The sequence below is a fragment of the Methylobacter psychrophilus genome (genome assembly GCF_025583945.1).
GTDB lineage: Bacteria > Pseudomonadota > Gammaproteobacteria > Methylococcales > Methylomonadaceae > Methylobacter_C > Methylobacter_C psychrophilus.
This window is the reverse complement of record NZ_JAOEGU010000021.1, coordinates 47,018-65,919: the sequence shown is the minus strand read 5'-3', so window position 1 is coordinate 65,919 and position 18,902 is coordinate 47,018. Positions and strand designations below refer to the sequence as shown.

Sequence of the window (18,902 nt, the reverse complement as noted above, 5' to 3'; positions counted from 1 at the left end):
ATTAGGGCCAGGCACCATGGCAACCAACCCCAGTATTTGCATCAAACGCTGCACCCGTTTTCGGTTTACGCCATGCCCTTGTCCGCGTAGCCAGACTGTCATTTTCCTGCTGCCATAAAAAGGATGGCGGGTATATTCTTCATCCAGCAAACGCAGCAATAACAACTCGTATTCATCCACAACTACTATCTTGTTAGCGTAGACGGTGGATCCGGCAATACCCGCTAATTTACACTGCCGAACCAACGCCAGTTCATTATGGGGATCGATCCAGCCCTGTCTTTCGCTTAAAGACTGATCCCTGACTTTTTTTAAGCCAGTCCAGTTCCATATTAAGCTGACCAATCTTGGCATACAAACGTACCGGATCGCTCTGAGGATCAAGGGGCTTGGAGCCACGCTTCACCTCAAACAGTTGGCTGGCATTTTCTAACAAGGCCTTCTTCCATAAACCAATTTGGGTAGGATGAACGCCATACTCTTGAGCAATCTCATTTACCGTTTTCTGCTCCTTCAACGCTTCTAACGCTATTTTAGCTTTTTGTGCCCCCGTTAAAATCTTACGCTTCGTTTCACTCATTTTGGTCTACCTTTTTATAGAAGACACCATCTTAAGCTACTGTCCGGATTTTGGGGTCCACTATAGTTTTCATTGACCGTCAAACAGGCCGACCTGAACGGCATCCAAACAAAAATTCCGGTGACTGTTTATCGAAAGTCTTTTGACACAGCTTTTGGTGAAGTTAAAGACAAAACCGAAGAATTTAAATTGACCCTTGAATTTGCCCATAAACTCAAATCATTAACGGCTAATCAATTTTCTACAGAAAATGAGGCGGCGGTAAAAATAGAAGATACCTATAAAAAAGGGCTCCATAAAGAGCCCCGTTTTTTGGCATTAGGCTTGAGGGCGTTAATTCGCCGCGATGATGGTATCTTTAAGTTTGTTTTGCCCTATCACATTACCGAATGAGATTAGCTTTTCCACACTATCCATCTTTGCTATAGACTTTTAGAAATTAAACTTCTAATTCATGTTGCTGTAAATTCATACAGATAACATCCCTTGAAGGAATAGGTATCTACACAACTTTTACTCATAATAAAAACAATGAGTTGTAGAAGTGCCAAGCTCCCTCTCTTGTTGGAGAGGGCTGGGGTGACGACTGCACGGATGCAGGAGGTAGAGCAATGCAGGAGCAATTGCCGAGGAGAGTAAAATCAAGCAGTTACATTCCCCTCAACCTTCTCCCTTTGGAGAAGGAGCAGTAGGACTTGTGTAGATACCTATGCTTGAAGGTATCTGTCGACATATAGATTTTCAGAAATTAAAATTCTAATTTATGTTGCTGTAAATTCATACAGATAACATCCCTTGAAGGTATGGTATCTGTAGACATAGAAATTATTTATCTGAAAATGTATAAATCCCATAAGAGGCTGAAGCATTCCTCCCAACCGTTTGATTATCAAAATTTGGTTTTAAAATTTGCAATCGGGGGATGTGGTTATGCCTTCTTTGTCAGTAGACAACAGCGCTTTACCGTTCTGATAAGTGATAACCCAAATACTGTCAAAATCCTTACCATCCCAAGTTGGCGGATTATTTACTCCCAGTTTCTCGGCCAGCGGTGCAATCGCGCTATGCTCCCAGACCATAAGAACGGTACCGGTTTTTTCCAATATTTTTTTGGCTATCGTTGAATAATCCTTTTCATCGTATTTACTATTAATCGTCAGATTATACTTAATGGCAAACGGGGTGACGGTCTGAAACATTCTGGCGTGCTTTGTCGATTTATCCAGCCCCAGTGACGGCACGTAAGTATAGTCCGGTACGTTAAATTTCTGGTATAAAACGGCGGGGAGTTGCAGAGCTCGGCTCTCTCCCTGACATGACAGGTTATCGCCATTTTCGGGCTTTTCTCCATGCCGGATGATAACTATCTTCAAGTTGTTATCCGGTGCTGCTTGCACCATACCGGAAAACGCCATGACCGATACGGCTATTCCAGCCCAAACAAGTCGTAAAACAGATTTTTTCATAACAGGTTTCCTCTTTAATTAATGCGGTAAGTGATGCATATAGTCTTTTAGAAATTAATTTTCCATTCATGTCGTTGTAAGCTCATACAGATACCATCCCTTGAAGGGATGGTATCTGTTGGTATCGAAATTATTTATCTGAAAATCTATAACTACGTTAGAGCCTCGTTATTATCCTCATCATCCAGAACTTTATCGTAAACCTCGCGCAGACTGAGAATGCAATCAATGCTTTCCAGTGGCATGGAAGCATTTAACCCTAACGCTTCCGTTAATATCCAAACCTCACCTTGGCGCACATAACGCTCTATACTCGCTTGGTCTTGTGTCACCAACAAATATTCCTGCAAGGACGCTATTTTACGATAATGAGCGAACTTACCGCCCCGGTCATAAGCTTCGGTAGACGGCGACAGCACTTCAATCAACACGGTAGGGTTAAGTAAAGTATCAACGAAGGCATCCTCAAATTGCGGTGTGCCGCACACAACAACGATATCTGGGTAATAATAACTACGTGCCTGGACTGCCTTGATACGCATATCGTTTATGTAAACTTCGCAGGGGCGTTTTTTGAGTTGTAAACTTAATTCCCCGCAAATATTTCCAGAAACCAGATTATGATTTCGGTTTGCGCCAGTCATCGCGTAGATTTCGCCATCATGAAATTCACTTTTAGACGATGCACTTCGTTCCAGTGCCAAGTATTGTTCTGTGCTGTAATGGATTGGGTTAATTACGGCAGACACAAAACACCTCGACTAAGAAATCGTTTACCAAGGGTTAAGCATAACATAGCGCTTGGTTACGGTATGACGACTATTTTCAGCTGTTTTATAACGCTTAACGCGTTTGTTATAAAGGTCTGGTTATAATGGCCTTATTATTTTTGCCTGCTTTTTTTATCGCCATAATCCTAACACATGCAAATTTCATCGAAAAATTATTGGGATTTGCTCCCGGCTATTGCGGGTATTTTCTTCACCCTGGCTTTTGCTCCTTTTAATTATGCCTATCTGGCACCCGTGGCGCTCGGATTGCTGTTTGCTTCATGGCAAAACGTCACCCCCAAACGTGCGCTGTTGAGAGGCTATCTATTTGGCTTGGGCTCGTTTGGCTTGGGCGTATCCTGGGTCTATATCAGCATTCATGATTTTGGCGGTGCCGATAGTCTAAGCGCCGGCTTGTTAACTTGCCTGTTTTGTAGTTTTTGGGCTTTGTTTCCGGCGCTGGCAGGTTATCTTTCCGTAAAGATACTGCCGGTTAACAAAGGGCTTGTCTCGGTGATAGTGATGCCGGTTGTTTGGCTATTAGTTGAATATCTTCGCGGCTGTCTGATGCTTAACGGTTTTCCCTGGCTACAAATCGCTTACTCGCAATTGGCAACGCCTTTGGCAGGTTATATCCCTATAGTGGGTGTTTATGGTACCGGGTTTTTAACGGCATTAACCGCAGCTGCCTTGGTAATTATGTTACAAACCAAAAAACACCGGCTATTATTGATCACCACACTTGCTATCTTGTGGATTACAGGCAGTGTTTTACAAACAATAAAATGGACTGATGCGATAGGCGAGCCCATCCGCGTGTCATTAATTCAGGGCAATATTACCCAGGATAAAAAATGGCGACCGGAAAATAAGCTTGATACCCTGCAATACTATAAAACAATGACTGAAGCACATTGGGATTCTGACGTTATTGTTTGGCCTGAAACTTCCATTCCGGCTTATTTATCAGAAGTTAATGAGTGGTTTTTACTACCTTTAAGCAAAGCTGCCCGGCAACATCATACCGATTTAATTGTCAGTCTTCCGGCGCATGGAGATTCAACGGCTGAAAAATACAATGCCGTTATGACACTGGGTAAAGAAACCGGCATGTATCGAAAAAAACATTTATTGCCTTTCGGTGAATATTTGCCCTGGCAACCCGTGTCAGGTTTCATTTTAAGTCGCTTGGGCATAAAACTGGGTAATTTTACCCCCGGCAGCATCGACCAACCCTTATTAAAAGCCGGTGGTTATGCGTTTATAACTTCTATTTGTTATGAAGATGCTTTTGGTGATGCCGGTTTGATAAACTTGGCCGCTGCAGCTTATCTGGTTAACGTGACCAACGATGGCTGGTTTGGCGATTCAATAGAGCCACATCAGCATCTGCAAATTGCCAGAATGCGAGCTATGGAAACCGGACGCTTTATGTTGCGATCTACCAATACCGGTGTCACAGCTATCATTGCACCGAATGGCAAAATTATCAGCCAGGCTCCGGTATTTAAAGAGGCGGTATTAACCGATTGGATAACGCCCATGCACGGCATGACTCCTTATGCAAGGTCAGGCGATCAACCGATTATTATTGCCCTGATAATACTGCTTTTTTGGCTGATTATTTATCTGCGCTGGTTATCAAACAAGCCGCTATCAACAAACCGGTAACCAGTCAGGCTGTAGTCAAACAGGGAATTGGGGAAATGCGGTTACATGTTATGGAACAATATTATAAAAATGTTAGAATGGTCGATTGTTTGCAATCTGAAGACTATCGAACTTATCCATGCCTACTACCTTACAGCTTCCACTTGAGTCACTGAAACTAAACGTCGATTTGACCGGCTATGAATTCCCGGAAGCGCCCCGATTACAAAGTGGCATTTTAGGCCAACCAAGAGCGCAGTCGGCATTGGAGTTTGGTGTTGCCATGCCCAATCCGGGTTACAATATTTTCGTCATGGGGGAACCTGGCTTGGGTCGATTGACTATGGTTACCGACCATCTTGGCGCACTTGCCCAAGCTTTGCCAGCACCGCCATGCTATGCTTATGTGGATAATTTTGAAAACTCCAGAGAGCCTGTTGCCGTTGAATTGCCTGCCGAATACGGTCAGATGTTCAGTAAGGATATTGAAAAATTAGTTGATGATTTATTGGCAACTTTTCCGGCGGCTTTTGAAAGCCCCACTTATCAGCAAAAAAAATCTGCACTTGAGCGGCAGTTTGGCCAATGTTACAACAATGCCATTGATCTGGTTGATAAAAAAGCCCAGAAAAACAGTATCGCCTTGTTTAGGGAAAGTGAGTCGATTACCTTTGCTCCAATCCGGGATAATAAATCCCTCAACGAGGAGCAATTTACTCAATTACCGCAAGCTGAACGCGAAGCTTTTCATAGTCACGTTGAACAACTGGAAGAATATCTGAGTGACGTCTTGCTGGAATTACCTCAGTGGCGCAGAGCGATGGTTGAAAAAATCAAGCAACTTGATAATGACACCATTAATTTGGCAATAGAGCCGCTATTTTCTGAACTGAATGATAAATATCAGAATATTGATGATGTCATCACTTATCTATCAGAAATCAGAAAAAACCTGGACAACACGATTGCCGATTATCTGATGCCGGGGCGGACACTGGAACCCCGCGAGACTATCGCAAAACGCTTGGCGCTTACCGAACAATACGTACCCAATATTCTGGTCGATAACAAACAAGAAAGCGGCGCACCGGTTGTTTATGAACCCCATCCCATTTACCAGAATCTGTTTGGTCGCATTGAATATGTCAGCGATCAGGGTACTTTAATTACCAATTACCGAAAAATTTGTGCAGGCTCGCTGCATAAAGCCAATGGCGGTTATTTAATCCTTGATGCCGAAAAATTATTGACCTATCCCTTTGTATGGGAAGGACTTAAACGGGCATTACAATCAGGTCGCATTGAAATTGAATCGCCGTATTCCGAGCTGGGCATCAACACCATTACCTTAAAGCCCGAAGTAATCCCGTTAAATGTTAAAGTGATACTGGTCGGTTCGCGGGATATTTATTATCTGTTGGAAGAAATGGATAGTGAATTTAACGAGATGTTCAGAATCCTTGCCGACTTTGATAGCCATATTCCACGTACCAATGAATCCATGCAGGGATTCGCCGTTTTAATGCTTAAACAGGCAGCCGATTCCGGTGCCCGTCCGTTAACACGAGCAGCGATTGAAGGCTTGATTGAGCACAGCTGTCGCTTGTCAGAAAATCAACACCATTTTTCTGCACACATCAAAGATTCCTTGGACATTATTGCCGAAGCCAACCTGTTTTGTAAGCAAGCCAAGCACCATGAAATCGACAGATCGCATATTGAACAGGCTCTGGCAGCGAGAGAATACCGTAACGGCAGATTATCCCAAGCCATACTTGATGAAATGCTTGATGGCACCATCCTTATTGATACTGAAGGTGCGGCGATTGGCAAAATAAACGGCTTAACCGTACTGGAAATCGGCGGCAGCAGCTTCGGCGCACCGGCACGTATCACTACTACCGTTTATCCGGGCTCCAGAGGTATCGTTGATATTGAAAGAGAAGCAGAACTGGGTCAGGCCATCCACTCAAAAGGGGTATTAATTTTAACCGGTTATCTGGGCCATTCTTACGCCCAGGAATTTCCTTTAGCCATATCCGCCAGTATCGCCATTGAACAATCTTATGGTTATATTGATGGCGACAGTGCTTCGCTGGCTGAGCTATGTTGCCTTATTTCGGCACTCACACGAATACCCATCAAGCAAACGTTTGCTGTTACCGGTTCCATTAATCAATACGGTGAAGTGCAAGCGATAGGCGGGGTAAACGAGAAAATAGAAGGTTACTTCAGGCTTTGTAAGGCGCGGGGACTTAATGGGCAACATGCCGCTATTATTCCCGCCGCCAACAAACGCAATCTGATGTTAAAACAGGAAGTGATTGATGCCGTTGCCAATGGCTTGTTTGCAGTTTATGCCGTCGCCAGTGTTAATGAAACCCTGGAACTATTAACCGGAGAACCTGCTGGCGAAGTAAATGAAGAAGGTTTATATCCTGATAACAGCATCAATTTTAAGGCTATATCCCGATTAAAAGAGATTTCCGATATGACCTCTGATGATGACAATGATAAAGAGGAAGGCACTTAAAACAAGCCCATAAAGACGCTATACTTTGCGTCTTTATGGTAACTCTATTTTGTTCGGGCTTTTTAAGTTACCGCTCCTTATTGGCCGGTTTCGGTAACAAGCACATCAATACCATTCTGCCTTAGCCTGGCTCTGATAGCATTAACGCTATCAGTCTGGGCATAAGGCCCCATTTTGACACGATACCAGTTTACGCTACCGACTTTTGCTTTCTCGACTTTGGATTCTATCCCCATTAAAGCAAGCTTTGCTCTTAAGCGGTCAGCTTCTTTAAATGTCTTAAAAGAACCGGCCTGCATAAGGTAATGCGCTTCTTTGGCCTTACCCACACGCTCTTCACGTGTTCGGGTTTTAATTTCGTACTCCGGTACAACCACTTCTTTGTCAGGCAAAATCGTGTAAAAATCAAACTGAGGCAGTTTAGGGCCTGGCTTAACTTCAGGTTTTTGCCCGTCTTTAGGTGTTACTCCATTTTCCACACCCGCCTTACCCGGTATCGTTTGTGAAGCCTGCTGGAGATTGTCTTGTTCTGATCCGGTGCTGCGCAAATAAACCAAAAAAACCACAAAGGCAATAATTATTGCGGTAATCAGCATCCATTTCCACAAACCAATACCTGGCTTCTGGTCGAATTTTTTTCTGCTCTGGCTGGCAGATCTGCCTTTCGGTCTTGGTTTATAATCTCTGGACATCACATAGATTCAGGTGTGTTGATATTTAACAAGCCCAAGCCGTTTGCCAAAACCTGTCTTACCGCACACACCAAATTTAATCTGGCATCGCGAATACAAACATCTTCAACGAGAAACTGATGGGCATTGTAGTAAGTATGAAATTCATGAGCCAGATCACGCAGATAAAGAACCAGTTGATGCGGCTCATACTGCAGCGCCGCACGTTCAATAACTTCGGGATACCGCGCCAAAGTACCCAACAACGAAATTTCGTGTTCTTCAGTTAACTTCGACAAGTTTTCCATGCCCTGTAACTGATTTCTTTCCAGGCCTTTTTCATCCAGTTGACGTAATACACTACAAACTCTTGCATACGCGTACTGTACATAAAATACCGGATTTTCGTTGGATTTTGAAGTGGCCAATTTCAAATCAAAATCCATGTGCTGTTCTGACCTTCGCATCACATAAAAGAAACGTGCTGCATCCTTGCCAACTTCACTACGCAATTGACGCAAAGTAACAAATTCACCTGAGCGGGTAGACATTTGTACTCTTTCTTCACCACGATAAAGAACTGCAAATTGTACCAACAATACTTTTAATTTGGACTCGTCAGCACCCAGAGCCTGGATGGCTGCCCTGACTCTTGGCACATAGCCGTGATGGTCTGCGCCCCAAATATCAATTACCAGATCAAAACCGCGATCCAGCTTGTTCATATGATAGGCAATATCTGAAGCAAAATAGGTATATTGACCGTTCTCTCTAATCACTACACGATCTTTTTCATCGCCTAACTTGCTCGACGCAAACCAGGTCGCGCCATCTTGCTGATAAAGATGCCCGCCAAGACGTAAGCGTTCAAGGGCTTTTTCCACCGAACCGTCATTCATTAAATCGCGTTCTGAAAACCATTGCTGGTAATCAACCCCAAATTCCTTCAAATCAACCTTGATGTCATCCAGAATACTGTTAAGCCCGATTTGAAAAAAATCATCATACAAGGGCAAGCCCAACAAGGTTTTCGCCCTGTTAATAAGCGCATCAATATGCGTATCTTTATCGCCACCTTGAGGCTCATCGGGTGGTATGTTTTCTAATACCAACTCTATCGGTCTGCGGTAATCATTGTTGGTATTTTTATGAATATCCCTGGCAATTTCACGCACATAGTCACCGCGATAACCATTACTGGGAAAATGTACCAGCTCGCCGCATTCTTCCAGATATCTTAGCCATACGCTGGTAGCCAGTATATCCATTTGCCGGCCGGCATCATTGACATAATATTCACGATGCACTTCAAAACCGACCGCTTTTAATAAATCAGCTACCGCAGAACCATAAGCCGCTCCCCGACCATGGCCTACATGCAAAGGCCCGGTAGGATTGGCTGAAACAAACTCAACCTGAACTTTTTTGCCAGCACCTATAATGCTCAAACCAAATTCCCGACCCTGGTCATGGATCTGACTGACAATCTGATACTGGGAGTTGGGGTTAATAAAAAAATTAATAAATCCCGGTCCTGCCAGCTCCACTTTCATGACGGCTTCATGCTGAGGCAATGCCGCGATGATTTTTATCGCCAGTTCCCGAGGATTTGCTTTCGCTGGTTTTGCCAGCATTAAAGCCAGATTTGAAGCAAAATCACCATGTTGTGGGTCACGGGTGCGTTCTATCGATATATTCGGAATAATTTCCATGCCAAGAATACCCTCAGTCTTAAGAGTTTCAACGGCTTGTAAAATCAGTTCCTCTATTTTTTGTTTCATTGCTTCACTGCGTAGTTAAATCAGATAAATAGTTACCTATTATCCATTAAAACACCCTAATTATCCATTCAAACAACATCAGTACAAATCCACCGGATCAACATCCAGCGACCAGCGTACTTTTTTTGCCTGTTTGAGCTTGGCAATTTCCGGTATTAATAACGCCAGTAAAACATGTAACTCCTTGCGGCGACTGTTTTGCAGCAATAATTGATAACGATAAAGCCCGGCACGCCTGGCCATGGGTGCCGGTACGGGGCCCAAAACTTGGGTATGACCCGGATTACATTTCTGTACCAATACGCTGACGGCTTCAAAAAACAACAGCGGTGCATCCTCATTGCCCGCCTGTACACGCAATAAGGCCTGATAACTAAACGGTGGCAACAATGCTTCTTTACGCTCCGCCAGCGCTGTTTTGGCAAAACTGCGATAACCTTGTCTAATTAATGTTATTAACAAAGGATGTTCAGGCTGACGGGTCTGCATAATGACTTTACCCGGTTTTTCTGCGCGTCCGGCACGACCTGAAACCTGAACAATCATTTGCGCCAGTTTTTCGGGAGCATGAAAATCAATACTGAATAAACCGCTGTCCACATCAAGAATCGCCACCAGAGTTACATTAGGAAAATGATGACCCTTGGCCAACATTTGCGTCCCTAAAATAATATCGACTTTACCTTGGTTTATTTGCTGTAAATAATTTTCCAACGAACCTTTACGCTGCGTGGAATCACGATCTAACCGAACCGTTACCTTATCTTTAAAAAGCTCTGCCAGTACTTTCTCGACCCGTTCGGTACCCAACCCCAACGGCGTCAACTCACCGACCTTGCAGGCAGGACACTGTTTAATCAAGCGCTGCTCCTTACCGCAATGATGGCAACGCAAGCACTCTTCATCGAAATGAATCACCAAATTGGCATCACAGCGTTGACAACGTGCAACCCATCCGCAGCCATGACAAATAAGCGTGGGTGCAAAACCGCGTCGATTTAGAAACAGCAAGACCTGTTCTTTTTTTGCCAGGGTTCTGCGCATTTCTTCAACCAGCGCTTCAGACAAGCCTTCCCGGATTCTTTTATTTCTGATATCCATTAATTGCAGAACCGGCTCTATTGCATTTCCGGCCCGATCCGGTAAATGTAATAATTGATAACGCTGTTTATCAACATTATGCAAACTTTCCAGAGATGGTGTCGCGGAACCCAACAACACCGGAAGATGTAACATCTTGCCTCGTACAATGGCAATATCCCTGGCAGAAAAACGAAAACCTTCCTGTTGTTTGAATGAGCCATCATGCTCTTCGTCAAGAATAATCAATCCCGGATTTTTTAATGGCGTGAACAATGCCGAACGGGTACCCAGCAAGATCGAACATTCGCCGTTCTGCATTTGCAGCCAAGCTGTTTGTCGTTGAATATCGGTCAATTTGGAATGCGATAGAGCAATATTGACGGCAAAGCGCTGCCTAAACCGCTCTTCAAGCTGCGGAGTCAGGGTGATTTCCGGTACCAATACCAAAATCTGTTGTCCCCGTTCCAGTACCTTATGAATAATCTGTAAATAGACTTCTGTTTTACCGCTACCGGTAACGCCCTCCAATAAAAAAACCCCAAATTGCCCAAGACTGTTACAAACCGCGTCTATCGCCGCTTGCTGAGGTGGATTACACAGCAAGGCTGTATTTTTGATTAACACTTCCGGTCTACTCACCTTGGCATCGCCCAATTCAAACTGAAGTAATTGCCTGGAAATTAACTGTTTCACGGCAGATCGCCAGTTATCGTTCCATAGCGAGAGCTCGGCTTCTGACAGACTAACGGCAGAGGATTGAAATTTTTCCAACACACTTTTCTGCTTGGGTGTCCGAAGCAACTCGTCACTGACTGTCGCTTTGCCTAAATCCGTCAGTGCATAATGTTTTTCTGTTTTTAAGACCACTGACTTTCCCTGCCGGAGTGCCGCAGGAAAAGCCGTGCTGATCACTTCACCCATGGGATGATGATAATAATGACTGGCCCACGTCAACAACCGTAAATCCTTGCCCGATAATAACGACTTGTGATCCAAAATTCGCAAGACCTGTTTTAATTTACCGGTTTCAATTTCGCTGTGACCAACAATTTCAAGCAGAAAGGCAATCTTTTTACCTTTTCCAAAAGGCACTTCCACGCGCAGTCCGGGCTTGACGTTATCCAGGTCAACATTATCAGGAGCCAGATAATCAAATAAACGATATATCGGAATGGGAATGGCAACCCTGAAAATCAGTGAATCGCCGGGATGTAACTTAGTCATTATTGGTAGAGACTCGCTTTTTTAAGCCTAACTGTCAGATGTATTTGGATTAGTAGACTCATAATTTAAGTGATTGATACACGCAGATAACACCCGGAATCAGAGTACCTGCCAGCAATTGCTTCACTCATCAGATGACAAATCCAAACTATGTACCACTAATTCATAGCCAGCCTGCAACCAATATTCCTGAACAAGTCCCGCCTGATGCACTTTCATCATTTTCCAAAGCTGTCTAATTAAAGGATGGGGATTATGTGATAAAGCATGTTGGCAACTGGCCATCTGTTTTTCGTACAAACTTGGATTGGCTTTTTGTTTATCTTTAAACAAAATTTCTAAATCGGCAAATCTAGGGGCTATTAAACCAACAATACCGGAAAAAGATTGAGCAATAATAAGACCTTGAGGATCAAGATCGGCCATCACCAATACGGATAAGTTAAATTGAACTAAAAGCTGCCGCACAGTCTTTTCGCTATAAAAGTTATCGCCTCGATATAATACTAAGGGATCAGCATATTGATCCGGTAAATTCAGTTGTATATTCTCCAGATTATCAAAACAACGATAATTTTCAATCAGCAGAATACAGTGATGCGCCGTGCTGCTTATGTCTGTTAAAGCCATATCCAGATAACCGCAACCCGGCAGCGAGTAGGAGTGATCATTTATTTTTAAAGTGTGTCCCGCCAACGTTTTAATCGCCAACCGGTCTTTTTTAACAGCCTGTCCGGCTATTTTCTCATTCAAAGCAAAAAACAAAGCCTCTTCACGATTCATTGCTGCAAAATCTGTAACTGATATTTGCCCAAGATCAATGCCTGTTGCAAATTTAACTATCGCAATCAAGTTATCTTTATCCTGCAAGGTGACTTGCAGATTATTGCCTTGAGTGTGGCCGATATTGTATTCCTGATGCAGAAAAATCCAACTCTGATTGAGTGGAAAAAGCTGTTTATCAGAGTGAATCGCGTTCTCTATCACTTTAAGCAACTGCTTCTTCAATTTTCTGCACTCCGAAAGTTAAGCACAATATCCGTGACTATCTTGTTACCGGAAAAACGCTGGCCATCATTAGACTGAATCAATTCCATCTGCAAGCGTTTATTGCGTTGCTGCCGTCGTAACCATTCATTGAGCACACAACTCAACCAGATTGAAGATTCGATGTCATCCACGAAAGCCTGTTGAAAAGCCACCGCTGAAATGGACTGATCCTCATATTTCAGCACCCTGTCAAAATATATTCTTAACTGTCTTCGATAAAGCGGTAAATCCAATGTTTGTTTGTTTTGTGGACTTAAAGACACTGCGTTTAACGAACGTTTTTTTTGCTTTGCCAACATGACTTCCGTATCAATACGGATTTTTTGGGCAATCTCGATTAAATCTTCTTCCAAAGAATGATCCAGCGGATCAGCATAGGCCAACAATGCCAAAGGCTTGATCTGGTTCCAATGCTCGGGAATGCTGTCGCGCTCGCTCCAGTCCTGCGGCTGATAATTTTGGTTTTGCTGTAGAAAATACGCAAAGCCTTGCACCAACTGAGCTCTAGCCTCGATTTGCCTGAGTTCAAACAAGAAGACTTTTAACGTATCTAGAATATCCTGTAGGCGCTGCTGATAAATAGGCAACTTATGAATCAAGTGCTGATTCAGTAAGTCATAAATAAGTGGCTGATCTTCAACCATTTCCAATAAAGATTCCGGTTGCAACACGGTTATTGCATTTACCAATTTCTCCAGCCGGGAAATATAAAAGGCGTTTTGTTTTTGTTTTTCCGCCAAAGTACGCACATTGGCAAAGCGGCTGTTAACCAGCATCGATAAATAACGGGTATCCTCTTCCAGGGCATCGGACAAATAGAAAACCAGACGTTCGATTTCGGCAAAATAATTATCGCAATCGTCCAACCGGCTTTCATCATAAGCATCTTGATGCAGGCTGATCTGTTGTTCCAGGGTTTCGATCCAGCTGGCCAGATCAGTATCCAATCGCCGAACTCGGTCGCTGCTCAAGGCGCTGTCTATAAATTGAGTCAAACGCCCGGCGATGCGGTAACAATCGGCGTCATGATTGACCAACACCTTCAATTGCTTTAGATGGTTGAGCGCACGCTGGTTTTGATTATTCTTGTAGACCACTCCGGTAAAATAAGCCTCGGCAATTAAATCGCTATGGTTAGCCAAGGCTTTAAATAAGCGTTCCAAGCCCTGTTGCGACTGACTCAAAACAGACTCTCCTGAACCGCATCGGTTTCGCCCTGCTCAACGGGAATTTGCTCGTGCTCCTGAATAAACTGCAAAGCCTGATAAAAATAATCCAGCTTACCGGTAACTTTATAAATAAGCGTCTCGCGATTGGCTAAGCATAGGTAATTCCACTTTTGCAAGGTATTTAACAGCTTCTCCAGCCGCCCTTTTACCGAATCGTCACCACTGGTGAAATCCTTGAATTTTGCAAATGTTTGTAAGCGGTCAGCCAAGGCTTGATTTTGTTCGATCACCTGTAACAAACTGGAAAAGCTCAGCGTGTCGCCGGGCGATAAGGCCGTATCCCGATTTAAGCATGACATCATCATATCAAGCCACTCAACCACCGGTTGTAACTCTATACGAAACTGCTGAAAAACTTTACGGATATCGCTACGCGCACTATTATCTATAGTCCGGTAAGCCGCATAAAATGCCAACTGGTTCTGGGTGCTGGACAAACGATAATCCAGTCGCGTTAAAAACGCATCCACCTGAGTTGCATTCTCAGGCTCTTGCAAATAACGAAAACCGACTTCGTCACTGACTTCACAAATAAATTCGCCCTGCAACAAGCGTTTTAGTAATTGATCAAACATGTTCAACCGCCGTCAAAGGTTCAAGCGTTGACAAATAATCCTCATCCACTTCCATTTCAATCAGCTCCCGATTGCCGAACACCTGATAACGGTTTTTAAACAGCCTTAACACTTCGGGATCAGGATCGGGAAAAGCCGAAAATAAAGTAATCCGGTTTTTAGTCAGCATTTCCACCAACACTTCAATATTCATCTGATGCAATTCTTTCAGCTCATCCATCGGCCAGATGATATTTAAAGGTTGGTCTTTACGAATCATATTCACCAGTGCAATAAAAAACACGCATAAAATCAAGTACGACAAACCATGACTGGAAATTTGCCGTAATTCCTCGGCATGGGTCGCTCGTTTACTGCGGCCATTTTCGGTAACAATAATTTCCAGCTCCAGCAAATTAACCAGCTTCATTTCTACCCGGCCTTTACCTTTCAATTGTTCAGATACCAACCTGACGATATCGGCAAACTCCCTGCTCGGTAACTGTCCGTCATTAGTCCGACTCCAATCATCATAATTTCTGGTAAAGCTGACGATTTGTTCCCAGTACCCCAGTGTCGTAACCTTGGATGTTAAGCGTCCTTCAATGCGTTCGATTTTTTCAAAACGAATATTGCCATCGATATTCGTCGACAAACGACGCGACAAAGAATCGATGCCACGGTCAAAACACTCCAATGCCTGCTGATAATTTTTGATTGCGTAGCCAAAAAGTTTCGCCTGACTCATTAACCAGCTTCTGGCCGTATCGGCTTCTGTCGCATACCAAGCCTGAATCCGGCTTAACCAAGCCAGTTCATCGCTATCAAAGCCTAATTCATCTTCGACACGGACATAATAGCGGCCAGGATGGGTGCCGGGAAAGCGCGCCAATACCTGTTTCAAATACCGGATCAGACCGGCCAACTCCTTGCGCAGAGCCTTGTGTTGCTCGGTTAATTTACGGCAATCGGTCTGCAACAGCGCCAAGGTATGGGCATTATCAAAACGGGCCTGTTCAGGTGCGCGCTTTACATAAGTGGCTAATTCAGCCAGCAGGTTATTAATAGCTTTGATTTCCTTATCAAGCTTTTGGCACTTGATCGTTATTTGCTCCAGTTGCTTTTTTAAGGCATCACGCCGTAGTTGCATATCGGCTTTTTCAGTCTCATATTGGTTTTGCTGCTGCTTTAGTTTAGCCTCAGTCTCTCGGGCTTTAACCACCAAGCTATCATATAAAGACCAGTCTTTATCCAGCCATCGCTGATAATCCTTAACCAGTTGTCCCGCCTGTTCTGCGGCTTTCAGTTCATTTTCCAATTGACCGATTTTTGCTTCAAGGTCTTTTAAGGTGGCGGTATCGACTTTTCTTTCCTGCAAACTCTGAATCCGTTGCTGCTCGAGTTGTGCAAATTCGCTGCCTTCTTGCTGATTGACCTTATCGATGAGTCGCTGCATTTGCTCGACTTGTAACAACGTATCACCGGAAATTTGTTGGATTTTAGTAATAAGCGCCAGATTTAATTGCTGTATTTCGGTTTCCAGCTGTTGTTTTAGCGTTTGCAGTCTGTTATTGCTCAAGCCGATTTGCCCTTCCACCGTGGCTTTTTCCTGTTCCAGCTTGGCCTTGCGTTCTTTCTTGCTACGCTCAATTTGTTGCTTTAACGAGTTTAATTCTTCATCCAACCCATTTAATTGTGTTTGCAATTGCCCGGCGCTAAAAGCCGCCGCTTTGACTTGCTTTTCCAAAGCTTCGGCCAACTTTTTTAATTCTTGTAACTGTTCGTCGCTTTTTGCCTCCGCAACGTTCAACTGGCTCAATTGGTTCCGGGCATCGGCCAACAGTGCGCGGATTTTTTCTTCATCGGCGGCATGGTCGGCCTGCAAATTATCCAGATTCAAGCTCAAGCCATAAAAAGTCTGTTCCAAAGCCTGTGATGCGGGTTCCAAATCGTCTCTTAACAACAAATCCGGGTTAATCACCTTGGCGATATTGTTGATCCAGCCCGGCTGATGTTCGCGCAAAAAGCCCAGCAAGGTGTCCGGGTTGGCGTCCAGTTGCTTTTGCAGTTGGTCAAGTGCCTCTTGGATGCGCTGTTTTTGTTCAGCTTGTTGACGTTTTTCGCTAAATATTCCATCAATCAGCGCCTGATTTTTCTTAGTTTCCGCTTCAATTGCCTTAACGGTTTTTCCGGCTTCATCCTTTTGCTGCCGGATAGACTGAAGCAGCTCCATCTTGGCTTCCCGGCTTTCAATCAAGGCGGAATCCGGTTGGATTTGGCCAATCTGGCTGTTCAACGCACCCAAATCGCCCTGCAACTTCAATTGTTCTTCATGCAAAATAGCTTGCTGCTTCTGGTTCGCCTGCCTGAGCGACTCCCTGCATTGCTCCGCATCTTGATTGGCGGCGGACTTGGCTTCGGCGACCTGTTGTTTCAAGTCTCTTATGCCGATTTCATAGCTGTGTTTCTGTTCAGCAAAATGTTTTTCCTTTTCCGCTTTCAGACGTTTAAACTCGGCTTCGATGTCCTGCACATCGGACATCAACTGCTTATGGTTACCCCCCTCCCTAGCCAAGCTGTCCTTTATTTGACCAAGACCGGCAACCAACTGTTTTTTTTCCTGCACATCCTGTTTTTCCCAGTTGGCCTTTTCATCTTCCAGGGATTTCTTTTGCCGTTGCTCCTGCTCCAATTCGCCCTTAACGGTCGCCAGTGCGGATTTAAGTGTCTCCTCTTGTGCTTCCCAGTTTTTTTTGAGCTGTTCCAATTGCTCATTGCAGGCATTCCCCACTTCCTGCTGGTGCTGCAAACTTTGTTGGTTTTGGTCGCGCAAACATTGCAGGCGATATTGGAGCTCAGCCAGACTTTGCTCAACTTGAAGCAAATCATTTTCCAGCTGATTGAGCCGTTCAATTTTGTCGCGCTCCGATTCAGCTTCCTGATAGGCACGGTATTCCTTATGCCAATCATCCAGGGTTTCCATTTTCAATTCCAAAGCAAGGGAATCCCGGTTTTCTTCAATACAGTTCACCAACATTTCGCGCAAGTCGGCAAAATCGGTGGAACGCATAAACATGCCGGTAACGATCTTTTCTATATCTTTCAATCTGTGTCCGGAGCTACTGTTACAAAAGCTGTAACGCGCAACCAAATTACGCAATTCCTGGCCTTTCTTGTGCGGCAAATTCTGGATCACCGTGCGGTAATCGCTACAGGCGGTAAGCTGGTCGCTACAATTAATATGCCGTTTGAGAAAATGTGTACGCAGGTCGCGGCAAGACACCGGATAGTGCGTACCATCTCGATGAGTATCAATAAAGTCACTCTTGTCAAAACCCTTATCGACAAAGCGATAACATAGCCCTTCTTCATTGGGCGATGCATACATCAGCACCATGCAGGTTTGTTCATGGCGCTGATATTCAAAAATAATATAAGACGACTCGTTAGGCAGATAATGCTTGGCGAAACTGTCAGTAACCCGGCTTTTGGGTACTAACCGCCCCGGTCTTTCTCCAAAAAACAACGGTACCAAACGCAGTAACGTAGTTTTTCCAGCGCCATTAACGCCGTTAAGATTGGTATGTCCATCCAGACGAACTTCGACTAATTCACCAGATTTATATGAATCGATAAGGATCAAGCGATTTAATATATACATTATTTTTCTATCGATTATTTATTGACTGGATTAAATCATGCCAGCAGTCAGAAAGGTAATGATTTAGAGAAAGCTGACAAAGGGTAAACGGCCAAGCGATTTTATCGATGGCAATAATAATTGCACCGCTATCTATCAATATTAGTATGGCAACTCTAAAAATCAGTGAATCGCCGAGATGCAACTTGGCCATAGGAGTTAAATTATTTTTGAGGTTTTATGGCTAAGTGACTATGCCACCTAAACTATTTGAGTTACCCACAGAAGCTGTGGATAACTCTGTGAATAACTTGTTTTTAAGCAGCCTTACTATCGGTTTTTATTACATTTTTGTTACATTGAACAACTTTAAGCCAGTAATTATTTTTACTTTATTTTCAATCAGTTAGTAAATAATTGTTGACAGAAAAACGACCTAAACCGGTTTTCTTGTATCATTATTTTTCACAGGACTTGATGTGTGTATAAGACCGACCATGAAAAGGCCGTAGAGCGTTTTTTTCTGATGCCCATACTACATGTTAGACAGCACTATATGACGATAAGGCTAACTGAAGGCCCCTACATTCACTTCCATTTATAAAGCAAGGGCATGATATAAAAATAAAAGCTTAAGAATCTCTATTTCAATTTTATCTTTATTCGACCAC

14 protein-coding genes are annotated in these 18,902 nt (G+C 43.7%); 3 read left to right on the top strand and 11 right to left on the bottom strand.

Annotated elements, in window-relative coordinates; translation table 11 throughout:
* Both N7974_RS11635 and N7974_RS11630 read right to left on the bottom strand, forming a co-directional pair.
* On the bottom strand, positions 1-354 hold a 354-nt coding region (locus N7974_RS11635; protein WP_262965780.1), incomplete at its 3' end, for an IS3 family transposase.
* Positions 257-580 carry a transposase gene (locus tag N7974_RS11630; RefSeq protein WP_262965779.1) on the bottom strand — a complete coding sequence of 108 codons (324 nt, stop codon included), beginning with the start codon at positions 578-580 and terminating at the stop codon, positions 257-259. The genes N7974_RS11635 and N7974_RS11630, both read right to left, overlap by 98 nt.
* 72 nt (positions 581-652) lie before the next feature.
* Here N7974_RS11630 and N7974_RS11625 point away from each other — a divergent pair, with 72 nt between their 5' ends.
* Positions 653-973, top strand: a complete 321-nt coding sequence (locus tag N7974_RS11625; protein ID WP_262965778.1) for a hypothetical protein — start codon at positions 653-655, stop codon at positions 971-973.
* 509 nt (positions 974-1,482) lie between these two features.
* Here N7974_RS11625 and N7974_RS11620 read toward each other — a convergent pair.
* Positions 1,483-2,046 (bottom strand): histidine phosphatase family protein, encoded by a 564-nt coding sequence (locus tag N7974_RS11620; RefSeq protein ID WP_262965777.1) that lies wholly within the window; start codon positions 2,044-2,046, stop codon positions 1,483-1,485.
* Between the two features lie 152 nt (positions 2,047-2,198).
* Positions 2,199-2,795: a Uma2 family endonuclease gene (locus tag N7974_RS11615; protein ID WP_262965776.1), complete on the bottom strand. Its 597-nt coding sequence runs from the start codon at positions 2,793-2,795 to the stop codon at positions 2,199-2,201.
* Between the two features lie 174 nt (positions 2,796-2,969).
* Between N7974_RS11615 and lnt the strand changes: the two genes are divergently transcribed.
* Together lnt and N7974_RS11605 are read left to right on the top strand one after the other, a co-directional pair.
* Positions 2,970-4,487 (top strand): apolipoprotein N-acyltransferase, encoded by a 1,518-nt coding sequence (gene lnt / locus N7974_RS11610; protein ID WP_262965775.1) that lies wholly within the window; start codon positions 2,970-2,972, stop codon positions 4,485-4,487.
* A 118-nt stretch (positions 4,488-4,605) separates the two neighbouring features.
* Positions 4,606-6,999, top strand: a complete 2,394-nt coding sequence (locus tag N7974_RS11605) for a Lon protease family protein (protein WP_262965774.1) — start codon at positions 4,606-4,608, stop codon at positions 6,997-6,999.
* A gap of 77 nt (positions 7,000-7,076) precedes the next feature.
* Here the strand turns inward: N7974_RS11605 and N7974_RS11600 are convergent, their stop codons facing one another.
* From N7974_RS11600 to N7974_RS11570, 7 genes are all read right to left on the bottom strand, one after another.
* Positions 7,077-7,691 carry an SPOR domain-containing protein gene (locus N7974_RS11600; protein WP_262965773.1) on the bottom strand — a complete coding sequence of 205 codons (615 nt, stop codon included), beginning with the start codon at positions 7,689-7,691 and terminating at the stop codon, positions 7,077-7,079.
* Positions 7,691-9,451, bottom strand: a complete 1,761-nt coding sequence (gene argS, locus N7974_RS11595; RefSeq protein ID WP_262965772.1) for an arginine--tRNA ligase — start codon at positions 9,449-9,451, stop codon at positions 7,691-7,693. The genes N7974_RS11600 and argS overlap by 1 nt, the downstream gene beginning before the upstream one ends.
* A 78-nt stretch (positions 9,452-9,529) precedes the next feature.
* Entirely contained in the window at positions 9,530-11,758 is a 2,229-nt protein-coding gene (locus N7974_RS11590; protein WP_262965771.1) for a primosomal protein N', read from the bottom strand.
* 123 nt (positions 11,759-11,881) lie between these two features.
* A complete protein-coding gene (locus N7974_RS11585; RefSeq protein WP_262965770.1) occupies positions 11,882-12,766 on the bottom strand; it encodes a DUF7281 domain-containing protein in 885 nt (294 codons plus the stop codon).
* Positions 12,763-13,992: a hypothetical protein gene (locus N7974_RS11580; protein WP_262965769.1), complete on the bottom strand. Its 1,230-nt coding sequence runs from the start codon at positions 13,990-13,992 to the stop codon at positions 12,763-12,765. Before N7974_RS11580 ends, N7974_RS11585 begins: the two co-directional genes overlap by 4 nt.
* Entirely contained in the window at positions 13,989-14,612 is a 624-nt protein-coding gene (locus tag N7974_RS11575; protein WP_262965768.1) for a condensin complex protein MksE, read from the bottom strand. Before N7974_RS11575 ends, N7974_RS11580 begins: the two co-directional genes overlap by 4 nt.
* Positions 14,605-18,252 carry an ATP-binding protein gene (locus N7974_RS11570; protein ID WP_262965767.1) on the bottom strand — a complete coding sequence of 1,216 codons (3,648 nt, stop codon included), beginning with the start codon at positions 18,250-18,252 and terminating at the stop codon, positions 14,605-14,607. The genes N7974_RS11575 and N7974_RS11570 overlap by 8 nt, the downstream gene beginning before the upstream one ends.
* Positions 18,253-18,902 lie beyond the last annotated feature (650 nt).

Excerpts from the sequence above, each read along its gene's own strand:
- N7974_RS11590 (WP_262965771.1), bottom strand. The coding sequence starts at position 11,758 with ATGACTAAGTTACATCCCGGCGATTCACTGATTTTCAGGGTTGCCATT.
- N7974_RS11620 (WP_262965777.1), bottom strand. The coding sequence starts at position 2,046 with ATGAAAAAATCTGTTTTACGACTTGTTTGGGCTGGAATAGCCGTATCG.
- N7974_RS11605 (WP_262965774.1), top strand. The coding sequence starts at position 4,606 with ATGCCTACTACCTTACAGCTTCCACTTGAGTCACTGAAACTAAACGTC.
- N7974_RS11600 (WP_262965773.1), bottom strand. The coding sequence starts at position 7,691 with ATGTCCAGAGATTATAAACCAAGACCGAAAGGCAGATCTGCCAGCCAG.
- N7974_RS11630 (WP_262965779.1), bottom strand. The coding sequence starts at position 580 with ATGAGTGAAACGAAGCGTAAGATTTTAACGGGGGCACAAAAAGCTAAA.
- N7974_RS11570 (WP_262965767.1), bottom strand. The coding sequence starts at position 18,252 with ATGTATATATTAAATCGCTTGATCCTTATCGATTCATATAAATCTGGT.
- argS (WP_262965772.1), bottom strand. The coding sequence starts at position 9,451 with ATGAAACAAAAAATAGAGGAACTGATTTTACAAGCCGTTGAAACTCTT.
- N7974_RS11575 (WP_262965768.1), bottom strand. The coding sequence starts at position 14,612 with ATGTTTGATCAATTACTAAAACGCTTGTTGCAGGGCGAATTTATTTGT.
- lnt (WP_262965775.1), top strand. The coding sequence starts at position 2,970 with ATGCAAATTTCATCGAAAAATTATTGGGATTTGCTCCCGGCTATTGCG.